General features: G+C 56.4%; 22 protein-coding genes. 13 read left to right on the forward strand and 9 right to left on the reverse strand.

Features of this window, described 5'->3' with window-relative positions; genetic code table 11:
* Nucleotides 1-336: 336 nt before the first annotated feature.
* Nucleotides 337-1,560 carry an AI-2E family transporter gene (locus AC0T7J_RS07660; RefSeq protein ID WP_031593237.1) on the reverse strand — a complete coding sequence of 408 codons (1,224 nt, stop codon included), beginning with the start codon at nt 1,558-1,560 and terminating at the stop codon, nt 337-339.
* 353 nt (nt 1,561-1,913) lie between these two features.
* Here AC0T7J_RS07660 and AC0T7J_RS07665 point away from each other — a divergent pair, with 353 nt between their 5' ends.
* The gene (locus tag AC0T7J_RS07665) at nt 1,914-2,243 is read left to right on the forward strand and encodes a hypothetical protein (protein WP_010259013.1); all 330 of its coding nucleotides are present in this window, start codon (nt 1,914-1,916) and stop codon (nt 2,241-2,243) included.
* A 13-nt stretch (nt 2,244-2,256) separates the two neighbouring features.
* On the opposite strand, the gene AC0T7J_RS07670 is transcribed toward AC0T7J_RS07665, so the two are convergent.
* Entirely contained in the window at nt 2,257-6,018 is a 3,762-nt protein-coding gene (locus AC0T7J_RS07670) for an NAD(P)-binding protein (RefSeq protein WP_473793285.1), read from the reverse strand.
* Nucleotides 6,019-6,610: 592 nt separating this feature from the next.
* On the opposite strand from AC0T7J_RS07670, the gene AC0T7J_RS07675 reads away from it, so the two are divergent.
* Nucleotides 6,611-7,303: a YetF domain-containing protein gene (locus tag AC0T7J_RS07675; RefSeq protein ID WP_473793287.1), complete on the forward strand. Its 693-nt coding sequence runs from the start codon at nt 6,611-6,613 to the stop codon at nt 7,301-7,303.
* Here the strand turns inward: AC0T7J_RS07675 and AC0T7J_RS07680 are convergent.
* Nucleotides 7,300-8,052 (reverse strand): GNAT family N-acetyltransferase, encoded by a 753-nt coding sequence (locus tag AC0T7J_RS07680; RefSeq protein WP_473793289.1) that lies wholly within the window; start codon nt 8,050-8,052, stop codon nt 7,300-7,302. The genes AC0T7J_RS07675 and AC0T7J_RS07680 overlap by 4 nt on opposite strands.
* 188 nt (nt 8,053-8,240) lie before the next feature.
* Between AC0T7J_RS07680 and AC0T7J_RS07685 the strand changes: the two genes are divergently transcribed.
* Complete coding sequence (locus AC0T7J_RS07685) at nt 8,241-8,447, forward strand: hypothetical protein (RefSeq protein ID WP_473793291.1); 207 nt, start codon at nt 8,241-8,243, stop codon at nt 8,445-8,447.
* Nucleotides 8,448-8,501: 54 nt separating this feature from the next.
* Here the strand turns inward: AC0T7J_RS07685 and AC0T7J_RS07690 are convergent, their stop codons facing one another.
* Both AC0T7J_RS07690 and AC0T7J_RS07695 read right to left on the reverse strand, forming a co-directional pair.
* Nucleotides 8,502-9,695: a zinc-dependent alcohol dehydrogenase gene (locus tag AC0T7J_RS07690; protein ID WP_473793293.1), complete on the reverse strand. Its 1,194-nt coding sequence runs from the start codon at nt 9,693-9,695 to the stop codon at nt 8,502-8,504.
* 150 nt (nt 9,696-9,845) lie between these two features.
* Entirely contained in the window at nt 9,846-10,436 is a 591-nt protein-coding gene (locus AC0T7J_RS07695; RefSeq protein WP_473793295.1) for a hypothetical protein, read from the reverse strand.
* Between the two features lie 364 nt (nt 10,437-10,800).
* On the opposite strand from AC0T7J_RS07695, the gene AC0T7J_RS07700 reads away from it, so the two are divergent.
* On the forward strand, nt 10,801-12,087 hold the full coding sequence (locus AC0T7J_RS07700; protein WP_473793297.1) for an HAAAP family serine/threonine permease: 1,287 nt from the start codon (nt 10,801-10,803) through the stop codon (nt 12,085-12,087).
* 3 nt (nt 12,088-12,090) lie between these two features.
* Here the strand turns inward: AC0T7J_RS07700 and AC0T7J_RS07705 are convergent, their stop codons facing one another.
* Entirely contained in the window at nt 12,091-12,618 is a 528-nt protein-coding gene (locus tag AC0T7J_RS07705) for a 2-thiouracil desulfurase family protein (RefSeq protein WP_473793299.1), read from the reverse strand.
* Between the two features lie 107 nt (nt 12,619-12,725).
* Here AC0T7J_RS07705 and AC0T7J_RS07710 point away from each other — a divergent pair, with 107 nt between their 5' ends.
* The 3 genes from AC0T7J_RS07710 to AC0T7J_RS07720 all read left to right on the forward strand — a co-directional run bounded on the left by AC0T7J_RS07710 (nt 12,726) and on the right by AC0T7J_RS07720 (nt 15,505).
* Nucleotides 12,726-13,823 (forward strand): ABC transporter substrate-binding protein, encoded by a 1,098-nt coding sequence (locus AC0T7J_RS07710; RefSeq protein ID WP_473793301.1) that lies wholly within the window; start codon nt 12,726-12,728, stop codon nt 13,821-13,823.
* A 278-nt stretch (nt 13,824-14,101) separates the two neighbouring features.
* The gene (locus AC0T7J_RS07715; protein ID WP_473793303.1) at nt 14,102-14,566 is read left to right on the forward strand and encodes an RcnB family protein; all 465 of its coding nucleotides are present in this window, start codon (nt 14,102-14,104) and stop codon (nt 14,564-14,566) included.
* A 102-nt stretch (nt 14,567-14,668) separates the two neighbouring features.
* The gene (locus AC0T7J_RS07720) at nt 14,669-15,505 is read left to right on the forward strand and encodes a Cof-type HAD-IIB family hydrolase (RefSeq protein ID WP_473793305.1); all 837 of its coding nucleotides are present in this window, start codon (nt 14,669-14,671) and stop codon (nt 15,503-15,505) included.
* 177 nt (nt 15,506-15,682) lie between these two features.
* On the opposite strand, the gene AC0T7J_RS07725 is transcribed toward AC0T7J_RS07720, so the two are convergent.
* Nucleotides 15,683-16,831, reverse strand: coding sequence for an iron-containing alcohol dehydrogenase (locus AC0T7J_RS07725; protein ID WP_473793307.1), 1,149 nt, complete (start codon nt 16,829-16,831; stop codon nt 15,683-15,685).
* 291 nt (nt 16,832-17,122) lie between these two features.
* Between AC0T7J_RS07725 and gntT the strand changes: the two genes are divergently transcribed.
* Nucleotides 17,123-18,439 carry a gluconate transporter gene (gntT, locus tag AC0T7J_RS07730; protein WP_010258995.1) on the forward strand — a complete coding sequence of 439 codons (1,317 nt, stop codon included), beginning with the start codon at nt 17,123-17,125 and terminating at the stop codon, nt 18,437-18,439.
* Nucleotides 18,440-18,629: 190 nt separating this feature from the next.
* On the opposite strand, the gene AC0T7J_RS07735 is transcribed toward gntT, so the two are convergent.
* Nucleotides 18,630-18,875: a hypothetical protein gene (locus tag AC0T7J_RS07735; RefSeq protein WP_010258994.1), complete on the reverse strand. Its 246-nt coding sequence runs from the start codon at nt 18,873-18,875 to the stop codon at nt 18,630-18,632.
* Between the two features lie 256 nt (nt 18,876-19,131).
* On the opposite strand from AC0T7J_RS07735, the gene AC0T7J_RS07740 reads away from it, so the two are divergent.
* The 3 genes from AC0T7J_RS07740 (at nt 19,132) to AC0T7J_RS07750 (ending at nt 21,050) form a co-directional block, all read left to right on the forward strand.
* Nucleotides 19,132-19,215, forward strand: coding sequence for a small membrane protein YohP (locus AC0T7J_RS07740; RefSeq protein WP_019105993.1), 84 nt, complete (start codon nt 19,132-19,134; stop codon nt 19,213-19,215).
* 967 nt (nt 19,216-20,182) lie between these two features.
* Complete coding sequence (gene cspE / locus AC0T7J_RS07745; RefSeq protein ID WP_006118399.1) at nt 20,183-20,392, forward strand: transcription antiterminator/RNA stability regulator CspE; 210 nt, start codon at nt 20,183-20,185, stop codon at nt 20,390-20,392.
* A gap of 226 nt (nt 20,393-20,618) precedes the next feature.
* Nucleotides 20,619-21,050: a GNAT family N-acetyltransferase gene (locus AC0T7J_RS07750; protein ID WP_473793310.1), complete on the forward strand. Its 432-nt coding sequence runs from the start codon at nt 20,619-20,621 to the stop codon at nt 21,048-21,050.
* On the opposite strand, the gene AC0T7J_RS07755 is transcribed toward AC0T7J_RS07750, so the two are convergent.
* Nucleotides 21,028-22,383 (reverse strand): aminotransferase-like domain-containing protein, encoded by a 1,356-nt coding sequence (locus AC0T7J_RS07755; protein ID WP_473793312.1) that lies wholly within the window; start codon nt 22,381-22,383, stop codon nt 21,028-21,030. The genes AC0T7J_RS07750 and AC0T7J_RS07755 overlap by 23 nt on opposite strands.
* Nucleotides 22,384-22,503: 120 nt before the next feature.
* Between AC0T7J_RS07755 and AC0T7J_RS07760 the strand changes: the two genes are divergently transcribed.
* Nucleotides 22,504-23,472: an ABC transporter substrate-binding protein gene (locus tag AC0T7J_RS07760; RefSeq protein WP_473793314.1), complete on the forward strand. Its 969-nt coding sequence runs from the start codon at nt 22,504-22,506 to the stop codon at nt 23,470-23,472.
* On the forward strand, nt 23,472-24,260 hold the full coding sequence (locus tag AC0T7J_RS07765; protein ID WP_473793964.1) for a deaminated glutathione amidase: 789 nt from the start codon (nt 23,472-23,474) through the stop codon (nt 24,258-24,260). Before AC0T7J_RS07760 ends, AC0T7J_RS07765 begins: the two co-directional genes overlap by 1 nt.
* Nucleotides 24,261-24,268 lie beyond the last annotated feature (8 nt).

The following is a 24,268-nucleotide window of genomic DNA, read 5'->3' on the forward strand; positions in this document are numbered from 1 at the left end:
GCTGTTCTCAGGTTAAAAAAAACCCACCGAAAGGTGGGTTTTTTTATGGGTGATAAAGCCGACTCGTAATGCCCCTGGCAGCAACGCATAAGCTCAACGCGCAGGGAACACGGTCAGAAGAGGAAAGCGTCCCGCGCCTGGGACAAAAACGCCGGGAGCGTTTTTGAACAACGTAAAGCGTTAGCCCGTTTACGGGCGCACCTCAGGGATGAGGTGCGTAATCGCGCGGGCCGGGCATGCCATGGATGGCGGGTTTTGCGCCTTTCCGATCTGACCGTGTTTCCTGAGCAGGCCTCGCTCTCACTGCGATACTAACCTGAGTTTGCCTGGCACGGATTACGCTTTCTTTTCCGCTGTTTCTTTCTCCGAGGCGGCTAACGCCGCGACTTTCCTTTCCGTCTCTGCAGCCGCATCGGCGGAGGCCGCCGCCGCTTCAGCCGCAGCCTCTGCCGCGGTATCGGACTGCTTCTTACCTTCTTCGATAAACTCTTCGTCGATGGCTTCGATGTTTTCGCGGTTATCGCGTCCGGAGAGCAGGTTCCAGCAGGCGATAAACAGGGCGGCAATCACCGGACCGATAACAAAACCGTTGATGCCGTAAATCTCCATGCCGCCCAGCGTGGCGATCAGGATCAGATAATCCGGCATTTTGGTGTCTTTGCCGACCAGCAGCGGACGCAGGATGTTATCCACCAGTCCGACAATCACCACGAAGAAACCGACCAGGAACAGCCCTTTCCACAGTGCTCCGGTGGCGAAGAAGAAGATCGCCGCAGGCACCCAGATAATGGCAGAACCGACTGCCGGAATCAGGGAGAGGAAGGCCATCAGTGCGCCCCACAGCAGGCTGCCGTCGATGCCGGTAAACCAGAATGCCAGCCCGCCGAGAATACCCTGAACAATACCGACCACCACCGTGCCTTTCACCGTCGCGCGCGCCACGGCAGCAAACTTCACCATCAGATGATGCTTTACGTAGGTTGAGAGCGGCAGCGCTTCCAGGATCAGATGCACCAGATAGGAGCCATCTTTCAGCAGGAAGAACAGCAGATACAGCATCACGCCAAAGCCGACGGTGAAGCTGAACGTCCCTTTACCGATGATAAAGGCGCTGCCTGCCACATACTGACCGCCCTTGAGGGCAAACGAGGAGAGCTTCTGCTGAATCTGTTCGGCGTTATCCAGGTTGTTTTCAGCCAGATAATGTTTTGCCCAGCGCGGCAGATGCTGCAACAGATCGGCGAAAACCGCCGGGAATTGTGCCGAATTGGTCTGCAGTTTGTGATAGACCGCGTTGGTTTCGACGACCAGCGATGAGGCGATAATGGCCAGCGGCGTGAACACAATCAGACAAATACAGAACAGGGTAATTAACGCGGCCAGGCCATTGCGCTCGCCCAGTCGGACCCGCAGATACGTTTTAAGCGGATGGAAAATCACCGCCAGAATCGCCGCCCATAAAATCGGCGAGAAATAGGGCGAAAGCACCTCAAAAAAAGCGAGGGTGGCGATAGCCAGAATCAAAATGAAAAACCCGATGTTCAATCCTTTAAAACGCATGGAAAAACCTCATCTGGAACAAACTCTGATAAACCCGACGCACGAATTTTTCTGTGTCTGGCTTTGCTTATGCAGCGGCCTCGTCACTGATTATCGGTCAGGCTTTGCTTTTTAAACGTTACTGATAGCAGCATCGTGCTGGCTAACTGTTTGAAAGGTCTGGCAGAAGTGATGAACGGGCAATGTACGTTCGCTGCGTGACTTCCGATCGGTAACACGCTGCAACTGACAGCAGCGCGCTGAATCCTACATTAGCGTAGCGGTTTCGACCATTATTGGTAGGGCTGAGATTCATGATCCCGGGGGATGGTGCCGATAACAGTGTTAACTGGATAAAAAACAGGCAATGAAAAATGAGTAAACAGAGCGTCTTAATCGTGCTGCTGACGCTGGTATTAAGCGGCTGCGCCACCAAGCAGTACCCGCAGGCGTCCGCGGTCACCCCGGAAGAGACGGCGATGCTAAACTGCAGCGCGCTGGATCAGGAGCTGGTGAAAGCGCACAGCGTGCAGAGTGATATTGAGCAGACCGGCCAGTTCGATGCACTGACCGTACTGGGCTTTGTCGGGGATTTCGGGCTGGGCAATGGCATTGCGAAATACAATGCCAGCCAGAAGGCGGAGCGGCGACTGACGCAGCTGCAGTCGCTGAAAGCCGCGAAGTGCAGCCAGCGGCTTTCGTAGCGACTGCGCCGGGTCAGCCGAGCGTCCGTTCGCTGACATGCTGCAGCCGGACATTTTCGGCGGCGCGTTTACCGGCAAGGAAGGCGTGATCCGAATTGTAATATTCCCACTCGCTGTAGCGGCCTGACAGATGAATGTCCTGGGTCAGTAGCCACTGTCGGATCAGCGCCACGTTAGCGCTGCGCGCATGGTCATAGACCACGTAGGCGTAGGGCATATCGACCTCTGAGGCGCAGAGCAGCGGATCGTCCGCCGTGATCATGCCGACTCTGATGCAATCCTGACGGCAGCGCTCAATCAGCGCATCTCCCTCCAGCGGCAGCGGATGGGCTGCGTTATAGGTGATTTCGCAGGTTAAGCCGAAACCGCCCGGCGGATTACAGTGCGGACTGGCATTGCCCTGCACAAAGATGCGGTGAAACAGCGTATCGCCAGGATAGTAAATCCAGTGCTTTTCGGTCAGGTCAGCGCGTCCGATTCCCAGATTCACGCAACGCACCGAGACAAACTTTAACTGCTGCGCCGCCCGTTGGACATTCTCCGGCACCTCATCGCCCATCAGTTTAATCAGCTCCGGCAGCGGCATGGTGCTGATCAATTGCTCATAACGGTAGTAGCGCCCCTCCGCCAGCAGCGCGACATGTGCCTGCGGGTAGATGCGGGTCAGCGTGGCATCCGTTTCCAGCGTACATTTCAGGTGCGGCAAAAAGCCGGACATCAGTGCCTGGAAACCACCGCGCAGCGGATAGCCGAAACGGGCGTTGGGGCCAACCGGTTTCGCCAGCGGTTGCAGCGCGCCATCAATGATCTGCGCCAGGTCGGGCAACGGAACGCGTCCGCCCAGCCATGAGGTTTCCATGTCGGTCAGCGGCACTTTCCACAGTTTCTGGTTATAGGGCAGGGCGAAGTGACGCGCGATGCCTTTACCCCAGGTGCGCATAATGAAGTGCTGGAAATCCTCTTCGCCTTCAACCACGCCTGAGCTGCTGCCCTCATCGGGGATCGCGCCATCTGCGCAGCAATCCCGCCGTGCCCGCGCCCGCTCCAGTGGCACAGCGGCGGCGGCCGTTTCGCCATAACGCGCCTCAATAGCGCCCAGCACGCACTCTTTTACCACCTCGACCGGCAAGCCGTGCAGCGCAGACTGGAAGGGATAGCGGGTGTAAACGCCATCGCTGTAGACCCAGGCTTCACGCGCCTGCCAGTGCAGGTTGTCACCCAGCAACATCTCATACAGTTGTAACACGTAGGGATCCTGCGAGAACATAATGTGACCGGCATAGTCGAAGGTAAAACCCTGATCGTCAATTGAGCGGCACCAGCCGCCAGGCGTAGCATTTTTCTCCAGCAACACTGCGCCTTCGCCATAGTGATACCCGGCGCTCAGCCCGGTTGGCCCGGCTCCGATAATCAGGCAGGGCACGGCTTCACTCTCCAGCATCAATGGGGTTAACGGCATCACATTCGCCTGCGCGCTGCCCTGACTGGCCGACCTTAGTGCGGGCTGACGCTGCGTCAGCGCCTGCTGGATCAGTCCATGGATCTGTTCAGCGGTGCGATCCCATGAGGTGGCATCGACCTTTGCCTGCATCCGTCCCGCCAGCGCCAGCCGTTCTGCGGCACCCATCAACATCGCCTGTTCACAGGCGGTAATAAATTCAGCGTGGCTCTCTGCCACCGCCACTTCCTCTGCGTAATGCCGCGCTACGTCAATAATCGCGGTACTGACAATCGGCAACTGCGCCGCCATATACTCCAGCACCTTGGTCGGTGAGATGTAGCGCGTCGACGCATTGATGGCAAACGGCATCAGACAGACATCCCATCCTGCCAGAAACTGCGGCAGTGCCTGATAGGGCTGCTGGCCGAGCCAGTGAATATTGTCGCGCTGCGGCAGGCTGGCGGGATCAATTTTTACCACCGGGCCAACCATAATGATCTGCCACTCGGGGTGGCTGTCCGCCAGCGCCGCAATCAGCGGCAGGTCTATGCGCTCATCCAGCACGCCATAATAGCCAAGACGCTGTGCCGGAATCGCATCCTGCAACGGATGACGATTGCTGCGATCGCGCGCCTGCTCAAAATGAATAGCATCAACGCTGCTGGGAAAGCAGTAGACCTGAGGATGTTTGTCACGCTTCGCTTCATAGAGGCTGGTGCCGCCGGTAAAGACCAGATCGGCGCGGGTCATCAGCGCGGATTCGCGCTGCTGCAGCTGGCGCGGCGCATTCTGAAAAGCGGAAAGCTCATCCATGCAGTCGTAAATCACCAGTGACGGATCAAAAGGGGTCAGCAACGGCAGCGCCATCGGCGTATAGAACCAGATCAGCGGCTGTTCGTCTTCCTCCAGCAGCGGCGTCAGCAACAGCAGCAGCGGGGCTATCTGGCTGTCGTGGAAACCAGGTGCGTCGCTGTCGGTATGCGGCTGGATCACCGTGATGTTGGCGGCAGGCGAGCTCTGATGCAGGCCCTGTGGCTCCGCCTGCCAGACCGGCTCCTCAACAAACAGCACACGATAGTGCTGTGCCAGTCGTGTCAGTAGCTGCTGCGGACGCTGAAAAACAAATCCCCAGCGTAAATGGCTGAAAACGATGAGAACAGGTGGTTTCATAGTGTGCTCCTGACAGGGGTGTTTTGAGGGCTGGATGTGCTGCAAAAAGCGCTGCGCCTGACGTAACGCGTCGGCATATGGCGGCTGTAGCTGGCGGGCATAGGGATCGGCCCCCAGCAGATCGAGATCCCACAAACCGCTGCGGGTCCAGAAGGTAGTCTCCTCCCATAAGGGACGATCAAGGATCGGATAGAGGCAGATGCCGAGCAGCTCAACATCTGCCAGTTGCGCCTGCGCAACCTGCGCGGCGATCTCAAGGATCCAGCGACCGCGTCCGCTGCCGACGTGGCTGGTTTCCGCCAGCAGCAGCGGCCGCTGATAACGCTGCCAGACCTGCTGCAGCATCCGATGCAGCGGCAGGCGTCGGCTGTCGCCCAGATGCCAGTAAAGCCGCTGGTTCGATCCCTGCTCCCACTGGTTGTCGTGGTAGTAATTCACGCCAATCAGATCGAGATAGCGTGGGGCACCGCCCAGTTCCGGGTTACGCCTGCCGCTCAGCATGTCCCACGCCTGATACTGGGTGTCACACATCTCACGTGCCAGCACGTCGCTGGCCGGATCGGCGGGATCGGGCACGATATGGATCAGTGGATCACAGTGCAGCAGACGGGCGCGCGGATCGGCCAGCCAGATGGCGTCACAGGCTGCCAGCGTAGCGCGCACCAGCTGCTGCTTGGCGGCATCCGCCCGATCCGCCTCCGGGATCGCCTCACAGGCGAACAGCCCAACCGAGATGCCCCAGCTGACAAAGGAGATCTCATTCATCGGAGAGTAGACCGGCGCCTGCTGATACCAGGGGGCCAGGAAGCGGGCCAGTGCGCCACAGAAGGCGGCGAAACGGCTGACAAAGTCGTGATCAAACAGGCTGACGCCAGCGGGCCAGCCGTAGTGGCAGATTGTCCAGCTCAGCTGAATGCCTTGTTGCTCTGCGGCCTGCATCCGGGCCGCAACCGTGGAGAAGTCATAGCGGCCATCACGCTCACATAATCGCCAGCCAACGCTTTCGCGCACTGTGCGAAGGGAAAAGGGGGCCAGCGCGGCATAATCCTCTGCTGCACGCGCCTGATGCTGGTTAAGATCGTTCATCGACAGCGCAAGGCCGGCAGGATTGATATGATCGGCACCTTCGTAGCCGGCCTGCCAGAAACTGGAAAAGGGCGTCATGGCATCTCCCGAAAAAAAGCAACACGCTTCCCGCTGACGAGCCGTTGTGAAACGGGTCAGGGCGTCAGGGTTTGCATTGCAGACTGATCGATCTGATCACTCTGAACGGACGGGCGATCCATGCCATAAGCCACAGACACTGAATTGCAGGCATCAGGGCCTGTCGCGGTGTGGACGAGTGAGATAGCAGGTATAGACCAGCGGCGCTATCGGCAGAAAAAGGCTGGCTTCTCTGGATGTTGACGGGGTTTACGGAAGCCTTACTGGAAAGTATAGGCAGTAAGGTTTGCTTCGCAATTTATTGAAGTAAAAAGAAAAAAGCGCAGCGGTTAAAATAACCCATTCTGAAACAGGAGTTTTTAATATCGTTTTTGTGATCGAAACGATAAGCGCAGCGTGAACAGACGCACTGCCCTTTTCAGCTTTATTAACCTTTTCCTCAACATGCAGAAAGGTCAGACTCGCCCGCTTTCGCGTTACAGCTTCGCTTGCCTTTTGACCTGCTGGCGACAAGATTTACTTATCACTGGCCTGAATCTGCGGGTCAGCAACGGGCGATACGCGTACCTTAAAACAGGATGTTTAACAGACTATGTTCTCATTCGACTGGCACCGTTTTTTGCTTAACGACCAACCGGCCACCTTTTTGTTTGAAGTGGTGGCGCGGGTCATGATCGCTTATCTGGTGGTGTTTACCTTCCTGAAAGTGTCAGGACGACGCGGCGTGCGCCAGCTGTCGCTGTTCGAGCTGGTGGTGATCCTGACGCTGGGTTCCGCGTCCGGTGATGTGACGTTTTACGATGATGTGCCGGTGTTGCCGGTTATTATGGTGTTTGTGGTCCTGCTGGCGCTCTACCGCTTCACGACCTGGCTGACGGCGCACAGCCCGCGCTTTTCACGGCTTATTCAGGGTGACGTGATTACCCTGATTAAAGAGGGGTTGTATGTGCTGGAGAGTCTGGATCGACTGAATATTTCCGAAGATGAGTTTTATATGGAGTTGCGCCAGAGTGGTGTGGAGCATCTGGGGCAGATCCGGCTGGCGCTGGTGGAGGTCGATGGTCAGCTCAGCCTTTACTTCTATGACGACGACGGGATGCGCGCCGGGTTAAGCGTATTGCCGCCCGAGCATCGGCAGGATTACAGCACCGTACCGGTCAGCGCGCTCTATGCCTGCACCCATTGCGGCCAGACGCAGATGATTGAGGCTGAGCAGCAGGCGGTCTGCCCGCGTTGTCAGCACCAGCACTGGTCTGCGGCACTGACTGTGCGTCGGCTGCATTAGTCGCCAGCATCCGCTCCGCGTTCAGGACTTGTCGCGTTTGCATCAGCCGGGTTAACGTCGGCGAAGCAGGCGCTGAGCGGGCGCTTTTGCTGCCCACCGGCAGCGAAATTATCCGCACTCAGCCAGGCACTCAGGGCGCGCTGAACATCCGGCCATTCACGGTCAATAATTGATAGCCAGTCGGTATCGCGATTACGTTGTTTACGCGTAATCACCTGACGAAAACGGCCCTCAAAGCGGAACCCCAGCCGTTCTGCCGCGCGTCGTGATGCGATATTGGTTGAATCACAGCGCCACGCCACCCGCCGATAGCCGAGCGAAAAAGCCTGTTGCAGCAGCAGATAAATCGCCTCGCTGCCGATGACACTGCGCTGCATCAGCGGCGACCAGGTGACGTGGCCGATTTCAAGCGTGCCGTGTCCGGGCTCAATGCTGGCGAAGCAGACCACACCGCAGGGCTGCTGATTTGGCGAGCAGACCGTGAAGGACACCAGGGCTGCATCTGCCACTTTATCCGCAATCCAGCGCTGCATCTGCGGCAGAGAGGCGGGCCGCTCCGCGCTCAGCCAGGTCCAGTCGCGATCATCCGGTGCGAGCATAAATGCCTGCAATAGCGATTCTGCATGATCGATGCTCAGCGGCAGGAGAAGGCAGTGCTGACCCGTGAGTGGCATACAGGGTGGCCTGTTGACCGGTTGCCAGTCGGGCAGAGCCTCACCGACCGGCTGATCAAACTGATTGAGGTTCAATAGCATTCTCCTGAAAGAAAACGGTCGATTAGCCGGGAAACTTATGATGCCGGGCTGACTGGCTATCCTGAACCGCAGTTAAACCCGTCGCAGCTTGTTCCCGCTTACCACATAACTTTGCCTGTTACTGACAGAAAATGAAAACCCTTCAGGCAGCATAGCGGCACCGTTACCAAAGAGGTGTGCGTATGAAAGTGAGGCTGGCCAGTGCATTACTGTTTTTGCTGTTATCGTTTGGCGCGTTTTCACAACAGGTGATCAGCGAAAGTCATCCCCATTCACGCAGTGCGCGAATGCTGGAGCAGGGCAGTCAGGTGGATACGGCGGATTCGCCGGATGAACATCTGCTGGAGGGGCGGGAGTGGCGAAGCAGCCTGGAACGTAAGTCGTTTTAAGATGACAACCCCGGCAGAGTGCGCTGCCGGGGACCGGTTTTAAGGTTCAGGCGATCAGATCGTGGCCTGGGTCGCTGCCATGCCAGGCACCAGAATCACCTTGCGACACTCCTCTTCGCGTTTGGCGAAAATATCGTAGCCACGTGCAGCATCTTCCAGCGGCAGATGGTGGGTCACAATCTCTTCCGGCGTCAGATGGCCCTGTTCGATCAGCTTCAGCAGATCCGGCAGATAGGCGTGTACGTGGGTCTGTCCCATCTTAAAGGTCAGTCCTTTGTCGAAGGCGTCACCAAACAGGAAACCGTGAATGAATCCGGCGTAGACGCCCGGCACGCTGACGATACCGCCACGCCGCACTGCGGCAATACACTGACGCAACGCTTTACCGCTGCTGCCCTCCAGTTTGAGATTGGTGAGCACGGTTTCGGTCATGCTGCCTTTTGCCTCGAATCCTACTGCATCAATCACCGCATCCACACCGCGATTGCCGGTGCTGTGTTCGATAATCCAGCCAGCCGGGTCATCGATCTCATCGAAGTTAATCGGTATAACACCGTAGCGATCGCGGGCAAAGTTTAAGCGGTAGTTGTTGTGGTCGATCATGTAGATCTGTTCGGCTCCCTGCTGTCGGGCGCAGGCGGCACTGAGCAGGCCAACCGGTCCGGCACCGAAAATCGCCAGGCTGGAGCCGGGTTTCACCTCGGCGTTTTTCACCGCCTGCCACGCGGTGGGCAGAATGTCTGACAGGAACAGCACTTTCTCATCCGACAGCACCGACGGCACTTTAAACGGGCCGGTATTGGCTTTCGGCACCCGGACATATTCCGCCTGCCCACCGGGCACACCGCCATAGAGTTTGCTGAAACCAAACAGGGCCGCGGGCGGCGTGATGTTTTTCCGGTTCAGGATGGCACCCCGTCCGCTGTTGGTATTTTCACAGGCAGCATACTGGCTCATCAGGCAGAAAAAACAGTCGCCACAGGCGATAACAAACGGGATAACCACCCGATCGCCTTTGGCCACGGCGGTCACTGCGCTGCCTGCCTCAACCACTTCGCCCATAAACTCATGACCAAAGATATCTCCGTGCCCGGTACCGGGGATTTTGCCGCGGTAAAGGTGCAGGTCTGAACCGCAAATAGCGGTGGCGGTTACACGCAGAATAATGTCATCTGCAGCTTCCAGACCGGGATCGGGCACGTTATCGACGCTGACTTTATGGGGGCCGTGATAAGTTAATGCTTTCATCTGTTCATCTCCTGATGATTAGGGGACGGCGGCCAGGCCAGAAGGCATGGACACGCGCGGGAAAGACTCAGGAAACCTGAAATCGAAACCTGTCAGAAGTGTAGTAACCCTTTAAGGAGTAAGCAGAGCGGTGCAGCCGGCTGGCCAGTTTCAGCCGGGCTGACAGGGCGGCTGCACCTGCGTGGTGGCGACCGTCACGGATCGGGAATCGGGCTGCCAGAGCGCGAGGTCGGCAAAGGTACGACGATAAGCCGTGTCGATTTGTGCCGGAACCTGTTCAATGTAGTGCCAGGCATGCTCACGTGTTTCTCCGGTGAGCTGCTGCAGATAGTGCCGCGCGTCGTCCAGCGTCGGGATCTGGCCTTCGACACCCGCCATGCGGGCAGGCAGAGCGGTCCAGATCAGACCTTCTATGCCTTTGGTCCTGGCCCACTCTGCCAGCGGCCCTGCTGAGCTCTCTGTCACCGTCATCATCCCGATGCCATCGGGGCGGCTGTCCGGAATCCCCTCACGGATGCGCAATGCGCGGCAGGCGCTCTCAAGTGAAGCGGTATTCAGCCAGGCCCAGTACACCGGCACCGGGTGGGCATTCAGGCAGATCGCTGTCGCCAGTTCGCCGCCATCACTGATGCGCACAAACTCAATCGGTACGGCAGGGCCATCATGGTGCCACTGACTGGCCACCGGCAGTGCGCCAGCTTTCCAGATCAACGATCCCCATCCGAGGCAGGCAATTTTCATTCTCTTCTCCTGTGCACCTGTCAGCACGATCGCGACAGCATCTGTTTAAGCGTAGCCCGTTGCGCTGAACCGTTACAGGGATCACCTTTTTAGGGGCGGTAAAATCGCCACAAAGATGGCATGATCGCCGCGCAGTTACTTTGCACAACCTGACGGTTTTTTCAGCACTCTATGCGCGTTTATCTGCCTGGCTTGAACTTTTATCGTCAGGTGGTGTAAAAAGTGGCGCACGCAATCGATTACCTATGCATGGGCGGGTCAGCGTCATGTCGACTGATCCGGTTGCAGCTGAGGCGGAGAGTGGGGCGGACATTTGTCTGCCTGACGGCTCAGGTTACTGGCGGCTTTTAACACGGAAAATCTGATGAAAACCACGCAAACTGGCACGCTGGGCGCGCTTGAGAGTGACGTCGATACGGGATGGCGTAAAACCGACACCATGTGGATGCTCGGTTTATACGGCACGGCGATTGGGGCGGGTGTGCTGTTCCTGCCTATCAATGCTGGCGTCGGCGGGCTGATCCCGCTAATCATTATGGCGATACTGGCGTTTCCGCTGACCTTTTTTGCGCACCGCGCCCTGACCCGATTCGTGCTCTCCGGTAAAAATCCGGCCGGAGATATCACCGAGGTGGTCGAGGAGCATTTCGGCGTTGGTGCGGGCAAGCTGATTACGCTGCTCTATTTCTTCGCTATTTACCCGATTCTGCTGATGTACAGCGTAGCGATCACCAACACGGTAGAGAGCCTGATGGTGAATCAGCTCGGCCTGGTGCCGCCACCGCGCGTACTGCTGTCGCTGCTGCTGATTGTCGGACTGATGACCATTGTGCGTTTCGGCGAGAAGATGATTGTCAAAGCGATGAGCGTGCTGGTTTATCCCTTTGTGGCGGTGCTGATGTTGATGGCCTGCTATCTGATCCCGCACTGGCACGGCGCTGTGCTTTCGACCCTGAACGTTCAGCCCGCGGGCAGTAGCCTGTGGATGACGCTGTGGCTGGCGATTCCGGTGATGGTCTTCTCGTTTAATCACTCGCCGATCATCTCCTCATTCGCGCTGGCAAAGCGGGAAGAGTATGGCGATGCCGCAGAGAAAAAGTGTTCGCGCATTCTGGCCTGCTCGCACCTGATGATGGTGGTGACGGTGATGTTCTTTGTCTTCAGCTGCGTGCTGAGCCTGTCGCCTGAAGATTTACACGCCGCCAAGGCACAGAACATCACCATTCTTTCCTATCTGGCGAACCATTTTAAGGTGCCGATGATCGCCTGGCTGGGACCGCTGATTGCCATTGTGGCGATCACGAAATCGTTTCTCGGTCACTATCTTGGCGCGCGCGAAGGATTTAACGGCATGGTTAACAAGGCGCTGCGCAGTCGCGGCAAAACCATCGCGCCCGCCAGACTGAATCGCCTGACTGCACTCTTTATGCTGCTGACGACCTGGCTGGTGGCGACACTGGACCCCAATATTCTCGGCATGATTGAGACGCTTGGCGGGCCGGTCATTGCGATGATTCTGTTCCTGATGCCGATGTACGCTATCCAGAAGGTCCCCGCGATGCGCAAGTACAGCGGTCACATCAGCAACCTGTTTGTTGCGCTGATTGGACTGATAGCGATCTCCGCAATTTTCTATTCGCTGGTGAAGTAACACTTAGCGCGGCTGACGCATCTCAACCTGGTTGAGGTGCGCCAGCAGTTCGTCCGCCTGCTGCTCTGAATAAACCGCGATGCCGTGCTGTCGTAACAGTGCGGTCGCCACGCCCGCACCGGGCTGCTGCTGACCGCTGAAACGGCCATCATAAATAGCCTGACTGCCGCAGGTCGGGCTGCTTTCACTGAGCAGGGCATAGCGGCATCCGGCCTGCTGCGCAGTGCGCAGTGCCAGCCAGGCGGCCAGCATATAAATCTGTGTCACATCCCGCCCGTCACTCTCAATCACCCTGGCGCGTCCCAACAGCACCTCTGCGCCATCGCCTCCCACAATTTCAGCTGGCAGACGCGGCGTGGGCAATCCTGCGGCCAGTTCCGGGCAGCAGATGACCAGCCGCTGCTCCTGACGCCACTGCGTCAGCGCCGCCTGCATCAGAGTCTTACTGCTGCCGTTATAGCGTACCCGACATCCCATCAGACAGGCGCTGACCAGGATTTTGTGGTGCGAAGACGCGGTGGATGCGGTCATAGAACCTCCGGGCTGACGTATCTGGTTAGCAATATTTACATTTGTTATTTATTAGCATGTTAGAGTTAACGCGAATAATTATTATTCCTTAATCAGGTATGAGAAAAATGAAAATCGGGATAGTTGCTGCCACCTCTCTTTTACTGTCGACCGCCTGTGCGGCCACCACCTATCCGGTTACGGTGACCGATTTGGATGGTCAGAAAATTACGCTGCAAAAAGAGCCGCAGCATGTGATTTTGCAGGATGGGCGTGACGTGATGGCACTGGCGTTACTGGATCGGCAGAACCCGTTTCAGCGGGTCGTCGCCTGGAACAACCTGCCGAAAAAGCAGGATACCCAGACCTGGGACCTGCTGAAGCAGCGCTGGCCGCAGGCGGCATCGATTGTTGATATGGGCTTTAACGATCAGGGGCAGGTCAATCTGGAGAGCGTGCTGGCGAAGCAGCCCGATCTGATGATTGCGCAACTGCGGGCCAAACCGGCCCTGACGCAGACAGGCGTGCTCGCCACCCTGAAAAATCTTCATATCCCGGTGCTGTTCCTCGATGATGAACTCCATCCGAAAGAGAACACCCTGAAGAGCGTGAAAGTGCTGGGCACCGTTCTGAATCGCGAAGCTGAGGCAAAAGCCTACGCCGATTTTTACCAGCAGCGCTGGCAGATGCTTCAGCAGAAGATTGCGCAGGTGCCGCACAAGCCAACCGTGTTTATTGAACCGATTGCCGGTAACAGCGACAACTGCTGCTTTACCCACGGTCATAACGGCTGGGGCGCGCTGGTGGAAGCGGTCGGTGGCAGGAATATCGGTTCTGCACTGTTGCCCGGTAGCTCAGGATTTGTGTCGCTGGAGAAGATTATCGCCATGAAGCCGGACGTCTATATCATGACCGGCTCCAAACGCCCGAACAGTAACGTGCTGCCGTTCGGTTACGGTGCCAGTCAGACCGACGTGACCGCCACCTTTAACCGCCTGCAGAGCCGCACCGGTCTGGAGCAGATCGAACCGGTGAAACAGAAAAGGGTGTATGGCGTTTATCACCATTTTTATAATCACCCTTACAACATTATCGGCATGGAAATTCTGGCAAAAGATCTCTATCCGGACGTGTTCCGGGATCTGGACCCGACGGCTGATTATCATCACATCGTGACGCACTTTACCGGGTTACCGGATGCGCCAGTGATCCTCAGCACGCCATAACCGCAAAAATGTCAGGGTGCGTTTCAGCATCCTGACTTTTCACCGGACATCATCCGTCAACCAGAGCGTGATGTTCAGTCAGCGCAGGCTGCCCGTTTAATATCTGGATTGCGTCAGTAACGTTGTCATCGCATGTCCTGTGTTAAGAAATCGCTAAGTAAGCGTAATAGTGTGTAAGTTACCGGATTTTAAGACTTTTACAGATGTCTCGCGCCACAATTATTGCCATGATGCCGATCAACGGTGCCTGAACAGCCGTTATTTTCGGAGGCAGTATCATGAAAAAAACAACATTAACGCTTATCGCTTCACTTTTGACATGCAGCACGCTCTTTTCTCAGGCCTCACGGGCAGACGATCATGATGGCGCGCACCGCATGCCTGTGCCGCATCAGAACGTTAATCAACGCTCTGATAATCACGGTCCTGACCAGGATCGTGATCGCGGCAACAACCGTCATGACAGTGTCAATGATCGCCCGGATCAGGATAAAAACGGTCGTGGCAGAGAGACCCGCAATGATCGCGATCATTTCGCCTGGCAGGGGCACGACTTCCGTCGCGGGCATCCTGTCCCGCAGGCGTACCGCGGCGACCATTACCGCGTAGCCGACTGGCATGAACGCGGTCTGCGTGAACCGCCGCGCGGTTATCACTGGGCAAACATCGACGGCAACTATGTGCTGATTGCTGCCGCAACCGGGGTAATTACCGCGCTGGTGCTGAACAGCGCCCTGAACTGATCCCCATGGGATGGCTGCGGCCATCCCTCTTTCTTTCCGTTTTGCTGCGCCAGCGGCTATCCTGACACTCCACGCTGAAAATTCCCTGTGTAAGGAGTCATGATGACGACGGTTAAAATGGTTGCGGTAGATATGGATGGCACCTTTCTGGACGATAACAAGCAGTACAATCGATCCCGCTTTCTCGACTGCTATCAGCAACTCACCGCCCGTGACATCAAATTTGTGGTGGCCAGCGGCAATCAGTATTACCAGCTCAAATCCTTCTTCCCGGAGATCGCCAGCGATATCGCCTTTGTGGCCGAAAACGGCGCATGGATTATCGATCGTGATGAGGAACTGTTTTGCGGTGCCTTTGAACGCCGCGATGTTGACGCGGTGATCGATACCCTGCAAAACGGCAACTATCCGGGCCTGCGTTATCTGCTGTGTGGCCGGGAGAGCGCCTGGTACTTCGACGGCATGGAAGAGAACTGGCTGAAGAAGATGCGCCACTACTGTCACCGGCTGAAGCCGATTCATCATCTGGATGAGGTGCAGGACGACCGGCTGTTTAAGTTTGCGCTGAATCTTTCTGATGACTATATCGAGCCACTGATGGCGGATATTGAACGTCTGCATCAGGGGCGTGTGGCAGCGACCTCAAGCGGTCACGGCTCGGTTGATTTGATCGTGCCGGGAAATCATAAAGCGCACGGTCTGGATCTGCTGGCACAACGCTGGGGGATCGCGCATGACCAGGTGCTGGCCTTTGGTGATGGCGGTAACGATCTGGAGATGCTCAGACAGTCTGGCTTCAGTTTTGCCATGGACAACGCGCCACAGCGGGTGAAACAGGCGGCACGCTACGCCGCGCCCTCTAACAACGAGCAGGGCGTGCTGCAGGTGATTGAGCAGATGCTGGCAGGTGAAGGGCCTTTTAGCGCCACGCAGGCTTAGCCTCCCGGTATTGCGATTAAGCCAGACCGGATAGCGCTGCCATTGAGCGCAGGCGCGTGGTACTGCGATTCAGCAAAGCCGCCTGGCGCAGAGACCAGGCGCAACAGGAAAGCGCTGAGAGTCAGCGTAGCCTGGCGAGGTTGCCCGGTCAGTGAAGACAGGCAACGCCGCTCCGGGTCACGCCGTGATTTGCCAGGCCTGCGCGATCATCATCTGCATCTGTTCGCGGCTGTAATTGACCAGCGAATTTTTGCTGTTGGCACGCGCCAGAATCCACTCCACTTCGGCGTGGCTCAGCGAAGGGCCATCCTGCCAGAACGGGGTGATCGCCTGCTGCTGCAGCCACTGTTTCAGAAACTGCGCCGGTGAGTCCGTGGTTTCGCTGAAGAGCTGCGGGTGCAGTTCCGCCATCAGCTTACGCTGCAGCGGCTGTTCGCTGTCGGACAACAGATCCAGGAACGGAAACAGCAGACGTCCGCACACTTCACCGTGATGGAACGGCTTTATCGCGCCCAGTTCCCCCGCAATACCGTGGATCACCCCCAGACCCGCACTGCTGAGACTGACACCCCCCAGCCACGACGCCATCATCATCGCTTCCCGTGCCGCGTCGCCAGCAGCATCCTCGCGATTAAGGGCAGGCCAGGCCTGAACAAACTGACGCAGGCCGCTCAGCGCCATCTGGCGGGTAAAGAGGTTGCCTTTGCCGGAGAGATAGGCTTCAAACAGGTGGGTAAACGCATCAATACCGCAGGTCGCCAGCACCCGGTCAGGCGCGCCTTTGAGCAGATCAGCATCGAGAATCGCCACTTCCGGCACAAAGACCGGGTGGCGCAGTGACGCTTTTATCTGAATGTCACGCTGGTCAGTCACCACCGCATTTTGCGTCACTTCACTGCCGGTACCGGCGGTGGTCGGGATAGCAATCAGCGGCAACGTGATGGGCTGAACTGCGGTGTCACCCACTTTTTCGAGATAGCGGGCGGTTGGCAACGGGTGTTGTACCATCGCGCTAAAGGCTTTTGCCGCATCCAGCACACTCCCGCCGCCAATCGCCACGACCCGATCGACATGACCACGCCAGCGCGCTACCCAGCCATCAATCTCGGTGGGTGAGGCTTCATTACTGACAATTTCATAGCCGATAATGTGATCGTTGAGTCCGGTTTTTAACCGGGCATAGGCCGGGCCCTGCAGAAAAGATTGTCCACAAAACAGCAGGGTAGGCTGTGACCGGGCGGCCAGCAGGGGCACCAGCTTATCGAGGCTCCCCCGGCCAAAGAGGGTTCGTTGATTGCTGTACAGCTCACTCAGGTTCTCACTCACCAGCGCATCCTTTTTACATTTCGCTAAAATCTGAGTGTAACGAAAAGCAGGACGCCGGGACTGGCAAACTTTCTGATAACGCATTGGCAAAAAGTTGATCACCTTCGCAAAACAGAAATTCACACCCGGCGGGGTGGTGCTTTCCTGCTGATGTTACCCTTAACATGTTATCGGTAACAGCGTTTGTCGGGATGTGTAAACATCTTACAGCGCACTGTTCTGTAGCCCTCAGGGGATCATGATAATAAACCGACACTGAATGATGTTCAGTGCACAAGGTGGAGAAAAGCTATGCCATTACTCTATGTGGCGATTGGCGTCGCGTTACTGCTGCTGCTGATGATTCGCTTTAAGCTTAATGGATTTATCGCGCTGATCCTGGTGGCGCTGGCGGTCGGTGTGATGCAGGGCATGCCGGTAAATAAAGTGATTACCTCAATCAAAGCGGGCGTGGGTGGCACGCTGGGCAGCCTGGCGCTCATCATGGGCTTTGGTGCCATGCTCGGTAAATTGCTGGCCGACTGCGGCGGTGCGCAGCGTATTGCCACCACCCTGATTGAAAAATTCGGCACTAAGCATATTCAGTGGGCGCTGGTGCTGACCGGTTTTATCGTCGGATTTGCGCTGTTCTATGAAGTCGGCTTTGTACTGATGCTGCCGCTGGTGTTCAGCGTGGCGGCGTCGGCACGTGTGCCGCTGCTCTATGTCGGGGTGCCGATGGCGGCTGCCCTGTCAGTGACGCACGGCTTTCTTCCGCCGCATCCAGGCCCGACCGCAATCGCGACGCTGTTTAACGCTGACATGGGTAAAACGCTGCTGTTTGGTACGCTGCTGGGTATTCCTACGGTGATTCTGGCGGGTCCGGTCTATGCCCGCTTCCTGAAAGGCATCGACAAACCGATTCCTGAGGGACTTTATAACCCGAAAACCTTTACCGAGGCGGAAATGCCTGGGTTTGGCGTCAGCGTCTGGACGGCACTGGTACCTGTGGTGCTGATGGCGCTGCGTGCAGTGGCGGAGATGCTGTTGCCTAAAGGCCATGTGCTGCTGCCCTATGCGGAGTTCTTTGGCGACCCGGTGATGGCGACACTGATTGCCGTGCTGATTGCGATCTTCACCTTTGGACTGAATCGCGGTCGCACGATGGAACAGGTCATGGATACCCTGACCGACTCGATCAAAATCATCGCCATGATGTTGTTGATCATCGGCGGTGGCGGTGCCTTCAAACAGGTGCTGGTGGACAGCGGCGTGGATAAATATATCGCCAGCATGATGCATTCTACTCAACTGTCGCCAATCTTTATGGCCTGGTCGATAGCGGCGGTGCTGCGTATTGCTCTGGGTTCTGCCACGGTAGCGGCCATTACCGCCGGGGGGATTGTGGCACCTCTGATTGTCACCAGCGGCGCCAGCCCGGAACTGATGGTCATCGCCGTAGGGTCCGGCAGCGTAATCTTCTCGCACGTTAACGACCCGGGCTTCTGGCTGTTCAAAGAGTATTTCAACCTGACGATTGGCGAAACCATCCGCTCCTGGTCGGCGCTGGAAACCATTATTTCGGTCTGTGGTCTGGTGGGTTGCCTGCTGCTCTCTTGGGCGATTTAACCTCTGGCCGCTGGCAAGCCTGCCAGCGGCTCTTTGCTTTCGCGCCTCTCCCGCTGCCTTTTTGGGCTTTGAACATCCTGTCGCGCGTGCAGCCCCTGTTGCTGGTTAAGGCGGGATGTGCGGGAAAGACAGCATAAAAAAGGCCGCAAAATGCGGCCTGACAGAGAAGATTCAGTCTGAATCTGCCACGTTAATGAGGCGGTTCAAAACCGGCTTTCACCATCTGTTCCCGCAGCGCGTGTGCAATGTCACGGTTGCCACCGGTAACCGGGTAGATAACGTTATTCACCACATCATCAAGGTAGTGCTCGTCAAACTCCTGCAGAGAGAGCTGCGTGCCGCCTTCATCGTTGATGGCGAAAGTCCCTTTGATGTGGTTACCGCTGTTTTTTGCCTTGAGGCTGTAGCGGCCCATGCTGGTATTAATCGTGCTCATAAGATCTCCTCGCGACTCATTTTCAATCTCATCACTATTGAGGCCTGCCTTGCCGCCTAAATTTTAGCCAGGAGTGTCCTGTAAAACGAAGAAAGAGAGCCGATAAAAAGTGGTGTTGCGATCCTTATCTCAGAATTTAAATAAAGCTCAGGGTTGATGAACTTATGACCAGTTGAACCGTAAGTGAAGCGGCAGGGCGCTTTTTCCTGTCTATACTGCTTACAGGAAAAGTGTTTAATTGGTGAGGGGAAAGGAAATGAAAATTATTCTGTGGATTATCGCGATCATTTTTATCGTGGGCTTACTGACCCTGACAGGGGTGTTCAAACTGATTTTCTGATATCTGTTAACGCTTCAGCGACTGCGGGCACCTAATCATCAGGTGCCCGAAATGTTTTCTGGCTGGCCAGCAGAGCGTTTGTAATGGAATCCATCGGCGTATTAGGCAGCAGATCCTCTGAGCCCAGCGGTTTCTTACAGTATGCGCAGTAGGCACCATGAAAGTTGGGATTTCCTTCTTCCCGGTAATCAGTAAAAACGAACCGGGCACTTCCACACTGACCGCAGCGTATCTTCATCACCATCCTGTCTTTTATCCTCCTCTTGCTCAGTATTAACGTATGCCTGTTCCTGCCGGTCCGGTTAAGCAGACTTTATCTGTTGCCAGGCAGTATTATTTCGGAGTGCGATGAGAAAAGTAATTTCTTATGAGTCTGGTTGTTTGTTGCCAAATGCGAATTTAGCTACTAAAAAGCATTTCATTGATCTTGCTCAGTGTTTATTTCCGGTTGGCTAAAATTCCCGCGAATAGCGTGCTCTGACTGGGGTTAATGGCGCTGCAGTCGCATTTTTTGTTGGAGGAAGTGCGGGCTCTGCGCCAGTGAATGTAAGATTCAGCGCTCAGTAAATAGCCAGTAGTCCATCCGTGGCCTGTAAAAGCAAAAAAATGGCGTTTAGTTCATAAGATTTACCCGCTGGATGAGGGTAAAAATCGTCCTTTTACCGGCGTAACCGTCATTAAGAACAGGAATGCGTTTTAATAAGATTTTTCTTTTTAACGTCAATAATGTAACCGTTTAAAATTAAAAAGGGGTTCTTTTCCAGCAGGTTAGCGACCGGCGCACGCTTTGCGCCTGATACCCGTTCAATGGGGTTTCGCAAGTCGAAAAGCAGGAAAGTGTGATGGATGCACAGAATGTCGATATTTATCACTTTTTCATCAAATCATGCTGGACAAATCCCTCAGCAATTGCTGTACTAGACCCCGACACAGTTTAGTGTCCATTTTTCATGTAAAGGTAATATAGATGTCTAAGATCAAAGGTAACGTTAAGTGGTTTAATGAATCTAAAGGATTCGGTTTCATTACTCCTGAAGATGGCAGCAAAGATGTATTCGTACATTTCTCTGCAATCCAGAGCAACGGCTTCAAAACTCTGGCTGAAGGTCAGCGCGTAGAGTTTGAAATCACCGACGGCGCTAAAGGCCCATCTGCTGCTAACGTTATCAGTCTGTAAGTTAACAGTCAGAATTCTAAAAACCCGCCTTATGGCGGGTTTTTTTATGGCTGTAATCTGCGCTTCATCCTCCAGACCATACCCTCAGTATCGGCGGGTTGCCGCACAAACTGCGCGGCGGTTCACACTAAATACCCGTAACTTATTTATAACAATCCGAAATGCAGCTTTTTAGCTTGTGACACTATATAACGGTGCGACAAAACCCGGTGAGTGAGGAGGCAGGATGAACATACGTCAGGCAGAGTTGAAAGACAGTTTTGCGTTGAGTGCATTGCTGAGTGAGTTAGGCTACGGCGGCACCGAAAGCTTTATTGAACAGCGCCTGGCGCAGCTATGTAGCGATCCCAGTGAAGCGCTGTTGGTGGCTGAACAGGGCAGTCAGGTGCTGGGTTTCCTTTCCCTGCATTTTATTCCTCAACTGGCCCTGGCCGGTGATTTTGCCCGCATCAGCTATTTCTGCATTGCAGAAGGTGAACGCAGTAAAGGCGTCGGCCAGCAGCTGATTCAGCATGCCGAAACGCTGGCGGCTCGTCGTGGCTGTGATCGCATGGAAGTCCATTGCCATCAGTCACGTCTCAAGGCGAACCAGTTCTACGCCCGTGAAGGCTATGTTGAATCCCCCTGTTATCTCATCAAAGATCTGCAAGCGAGTTAACTTCCCGTCCGCTGGCGATGACCAGCGCCCCGGCAATCATCTCCCGCTGATCATCCCTGAGGCTGGCGATACTGACGCGAATAAATTGGGTAGGGCCGAGCCGACAGCGTTCGCCTGGCACGACCGCAATACCGCGGGCAGCCAGCGTAATCATGGCAAACTGCTCTGAAGTCACCGGAATATAGAGGCTTAATCCGTCGCGAAGCGGCAGAGCAAGCCCACGCTGTGCCAGCGCCGCCAGCAACGCTTCACGCCGTTGCCGGTAGGTTGCGCGTGCGAAGGCGATCTGCTGTTGCGTCTCCTCATTCTCCAGCAGCCACGCCACCGCATCCTGCAAAATACGGCTGGTCCAGCTGACGCCAAAATTTCGCCATGACTGAATGCGCCTGACCATCTCCGAGGTAGCAGAGAGCACCGCCAGCCGCAGATCCGGTCCATAGGCTTTGGAAAACGAACGGACGTGCAGCGTGCGTTCAGGAAAGATTGAACCCAGGCTCCAGCTCGCCTCCGCAGAGAGATCGCCAATACCATCATCCTCAACGATCAGTGTGTTGCTCTGTTGCAGAACCTGCGCCAGTGCCTGACGTCGTGCCGGGCTGATGCTGTTCCCGGTGGCCGAGTGAGTGCGGGGCTGATAGATCAGCATCACCGGTGCCTGCTCCAGCAGGAGAGACAGAACCTCAGGCAGCGGCCCTTGATCATCACACGCCAGCGGCAGAATTTCTGCGCCGACGTTATCCAGTATATCGAGCAGCCGGGTCGCGGTTGGATCTTCAATAATCACGCGATCACCCGGCGACACCAGGGTTTGCACCAGCAAGTTCATCGCGTCAAAACCGCCATCTGTCGCCAGAAACGCCTCTGCTGCATAGGGCCAGCGCGGCGCGATCGCCTGAAGCAGCGGCGCGGAAATCGCCTCACGGGTGTAGCTGTTGAGCTGCGGTGAGTGCAGGGCCGCCTGCAGCGCACGCTGCAGGTCAGGCAGCAGGGCGGGGTCGGGCGCGGCGAGGGTCAGATCGGCGCGGATGTTATCGCCGTAGTTGCCGATCTTCTCAAAGCGAATCGGACGTGGCATCACCGTATTACTACTGACCCAGACACCACTGCGCCCCTTGCCCGCCAGCACTTTCTGCTTTCTGAGCTGCGCCCAGGCAGCAGAAACGGTTGCCGGGCTGACACCCAGCTGCTCCGCTATCTCCCGCACCGCAGGCATCTGCATGCCTGTCGCGATCTGTCCGTCACGAATCAGCGCGGAGGCTGCCTGTGCAATGCCTTTCACCGAAGGCGATTTTATCTGGCTGCAAAACCAGTTGAGGTCGACGCTCTCTGTCATAAGAAAATACTTTGTTCAGTAACAAATTAATGATTGTTCAGGTAAGTATTCCGGATCTAGTATCAAATTCAAGCACTATTTTATGCGCCGTCCCGACGGTGCTGCGAAAACGGAGAGATCATGGCAAGGCTACTCATCAGACTGGCGGTACGCGACTGGGACTACTTCACCCCGCTGGCGCTGGGCGATATCAGACCAGAAGGTTTTGAACTGCAGATCGACCGCGTCGGCACGCTGGTGAATGATCTGGCGACCAGCCCCGACTATGACGCGGGCGAAGTCTCCTTCAGCCGCTATGCTCAGGGCCGGGCCAGAGGAGACGAAACACTGCTTGGCCTGCCGCACTTCCTGATGCGCGGCTTCCGCCAGCGCTGCATTATCACCACCAGCAACAGCCCCATCACCACGCCTGCGCAGCTGAAAGGTAAGAGAATCGGTGTCACCGGCTGGCAGGATTCGGGCAATACCTGGACACGCACAGTGCTGCGTGAAGCAGGCGTCGAAATCGATGATGTGTTCTGGTATGCCGGCCGTCTTACTGCCGATCATCCGATTGTCGATCGGCTGGCGGGATTTGGCCGCCCGGGCCGCATTGAACCCGCGCCCGACGAGCGACCGCTGATAGAGATGCTGCAGGCGGGTGAGCTGGATGCCATCTTCACGCCATTTATGCCGGAGGGCTTTTTCCTGCCTGATTCAGGATTACGGCAGTTGCAGACCGATTTTTATCAGGCGGAACGGGACTACTTTAATCGTGTCGGCTATGTGCCGGGCATCCACATTCTGGCGTTGAAACCGGCACTGGCGGCGGAGCATCCATGGCTGCCAGCGGCGTTAAGTGAGGTCATCGATCGCTCTTACCGGCTGTGGATGCAGAAACGAGAGAAATATGCCGACACCACGCCGTGGCTGCTGGACGATTTGCGACGCACTGCGCAGGAATTGCCCGCTGAGTGGAATCAGAATGGTTTTAGCGTTAACAGAAAGATGATTGCGGACTTTGGCCGTGAGCTTTATGAGCAAGGGCTGACTCATCAGGTACTGACGCCGGAAGCAATGTTTCCGGCCGCTGCGGGAGAAGAGAAATGATGAAAGTGGCACTGGGACAATTTGCGGTGAACCGCGAATGGCAGGAGAACGCCCGTATCTGTCTGGACTTAATGCAGCGGGCGGCAGAAGGTGGCGCCGATCTGCTGGTACTGCCGGAAGGGGTGCTGGCACGTGATATCGCCGACCCCGATTTAGTGCTGAAGGCGGCGCAACCGCTGGATGGCCCTTTTCTGAGCCAGTTGCTGGCCGCCAGCAAGCACACTGCGCTGACCACCATGATGAGCATTCACGTTCCCACCGGCGAGCAAAAAGCGCTCAACGTGCTGGTGGCGATCCGCAACGGTGAGATCATCGCCGCCTATGAAAAGCTGCATCTGTACGATGCCTTTGCGATGCAGGAGTCGCAGCGGGTCAATCCCGGCCACGTCATTCCGCCGCTGATTGAGGTCGCGGGTATGAAAGTCGGATTAATGACCTGCTATGACGTGCGCTTCCCGGAGCTGGCGCGTCGGCTGGTGCTGGATGGTGCAGAGGTGCTGGTGCTGCCTGCCGCCTGGGTTAAAGGTCCGCTGAAAGAGATGCACTGGGAACTGCTGACCCGCGCCCGTGCGCTGGAGAACACCTGCTATATGGTGGCGGTGGGGGAGTGTGGCCCGCGCAATATCGGCAACAGTCTGGTGGTCGATCCGCTGGGCGTAGCGGTGGCGAATGCGGCGGAATCACCGGCGCTGCTGTTTGCCGATCTCGATCCTGAGCGCGTCGCCTATGCCCGCCGGGTGCTGCCGGTGCTGGAAAACCGGCGCTTTGCCCGTCCCGAACTCAACTGATCCGCTGA

The sequence above is a fragment of the Pantoea sp. E956-1 genome (genome assembly GCF_982223955.1).

Coding starts and splice junctions, on each gene's coding strand:
- AC0T7J_RS07660 (WP_031593237.1), bottom strand. CDS start 1,560: ATGCGTTTTAAAGGATTGAACATCGGGTTTTTCATTTTGATTCTGGCT.
- AC0T7J_RS07665 (WP_010259013.1), top strand. CDS start 1,914: ATGAGTAAACAGAGCGTCTTAATCGTGCTGCTGACGCTGGTATTAAGC.
- AC0T7J_RS07670 (WP_473793285.1), bottom strand. CDS start 6,018: ATGACGCCCTTTTCCAGTTTCTGGCAGGCCGGCTACGAAGGTGCCGAT.
- AC0T7J_RS07675 (WP_473793287.1), top strand. CDS start 6,611: ATGTTCTCATTCGACTGGCACCGTTTTTTGCTTAACGACCAACCGGCC.
- AC0T7J_RS07685 (WP_473793291.1), top strand. CDS start 8,241: ATGAAAGTGAGGCTGGCCAGTGCATTACTGTTTTTGCTGTTATCGTTT.
- AC0T7J_RS07690 (WP_473793293.1), bottom strand. CDS start 9,695: ATGAAAGCATTAACTTATCACGGCCCCCATAAAGTCAGCGTCGATAAC.
- AC0T7J_RS07695 (WP_473793295.1), bottom strand. CDS start 10,436: ATGAAAATTGCCTGCCTCGGATGGGGATCGTTGATCTGGAAAGCTGGC.
- AC0T7J_RS07700 (WP_473793297.1), top strand. CDS start 10,801: ATGAAAACCACGCAAACTGGCACGCTGGGCGCGCTTGAGAGTGACGTC.
- AC0T7J_RS07705 (WP_473793299.1), bottom strand. CDS start 12,618: ATGACCGCATCCACCGCGTCTTCGCACCACAAAATCCTGGTCAGCGCC.
- AC0T7J_RS07710 (WP_473793301.1), top strand. CDS start 12,726: ATGAAAATCGGGATAGTTGCTGCCACCTCTCTTTTACTGTCGACCGCC.
- AC0T7J_RS07715 (WP_473793303.1), top strand. CDS start 14,102: ATGAAAAAAACAACATTAACGCTTATCGCTTCACTTTTGACATGCAGC.
- AC0T7J_RS07720 (WP_473793305.1), top strand. CDS start 14,669: ATGACGACGGTTAAAATGGTTGCGGTAGATATGGATGGCACCTTTCTG.
- gntT (WP_010258995.1), top strand. CDS start 17,123: ATGCCATTACTCTATGTGGCGATTGGCGTCGCGTTACTGCTGCTGCTG.
- AC0T7J_RS07735 (WP_010258994.1), bottom strand. CDS start 18,875: ATGAGCACGATTAATACCAGCATGGGCCGCTACAGCCTCAAGGCAAAA.
- AC0T7J_RS07740 (WP_019105993.1), top strand. CDS start 19,132: ATGAAAATTATTCTGTGGATTATCGCGATCATTTTTATCGTGGGCTTA.
- cspE (WP_006118399.1), top strand. CDS start 20,183: ATGTCTAAGATCAAAGGTAACGTTAAGTGGTTTAATGAATCTAAAGGA.
- AC0T7J_RS07750 (WP_473793310.1), top strand. CDS start 20,619: ATGAACATACGTCAGGCAGAGTTGAAAGACAGTTTTGCGTTGAGTGCA.
- AC0T7J_RS07755 (WP_473793312.1), bottom strand. CDS start 22,383: ATGACAGAGAGCGTCGACCTCAACTGGTTTTGCAGCCAGATAAAATCG.
- AC0T7J_RS07760 (WP_473793314.1), top strand. CDS start 22,504: ATGGCAAGGCTACTCATCAGACTGGCGGTACGCGACTGGGACTACTTC.
- AC0T7J_RS07765 (WP_473793964.1), top strand. CDS start 23,472: ATGAAAGTGGCACTGGGACAATTTGCGGTGAACCGCGAATGGCAGGAG.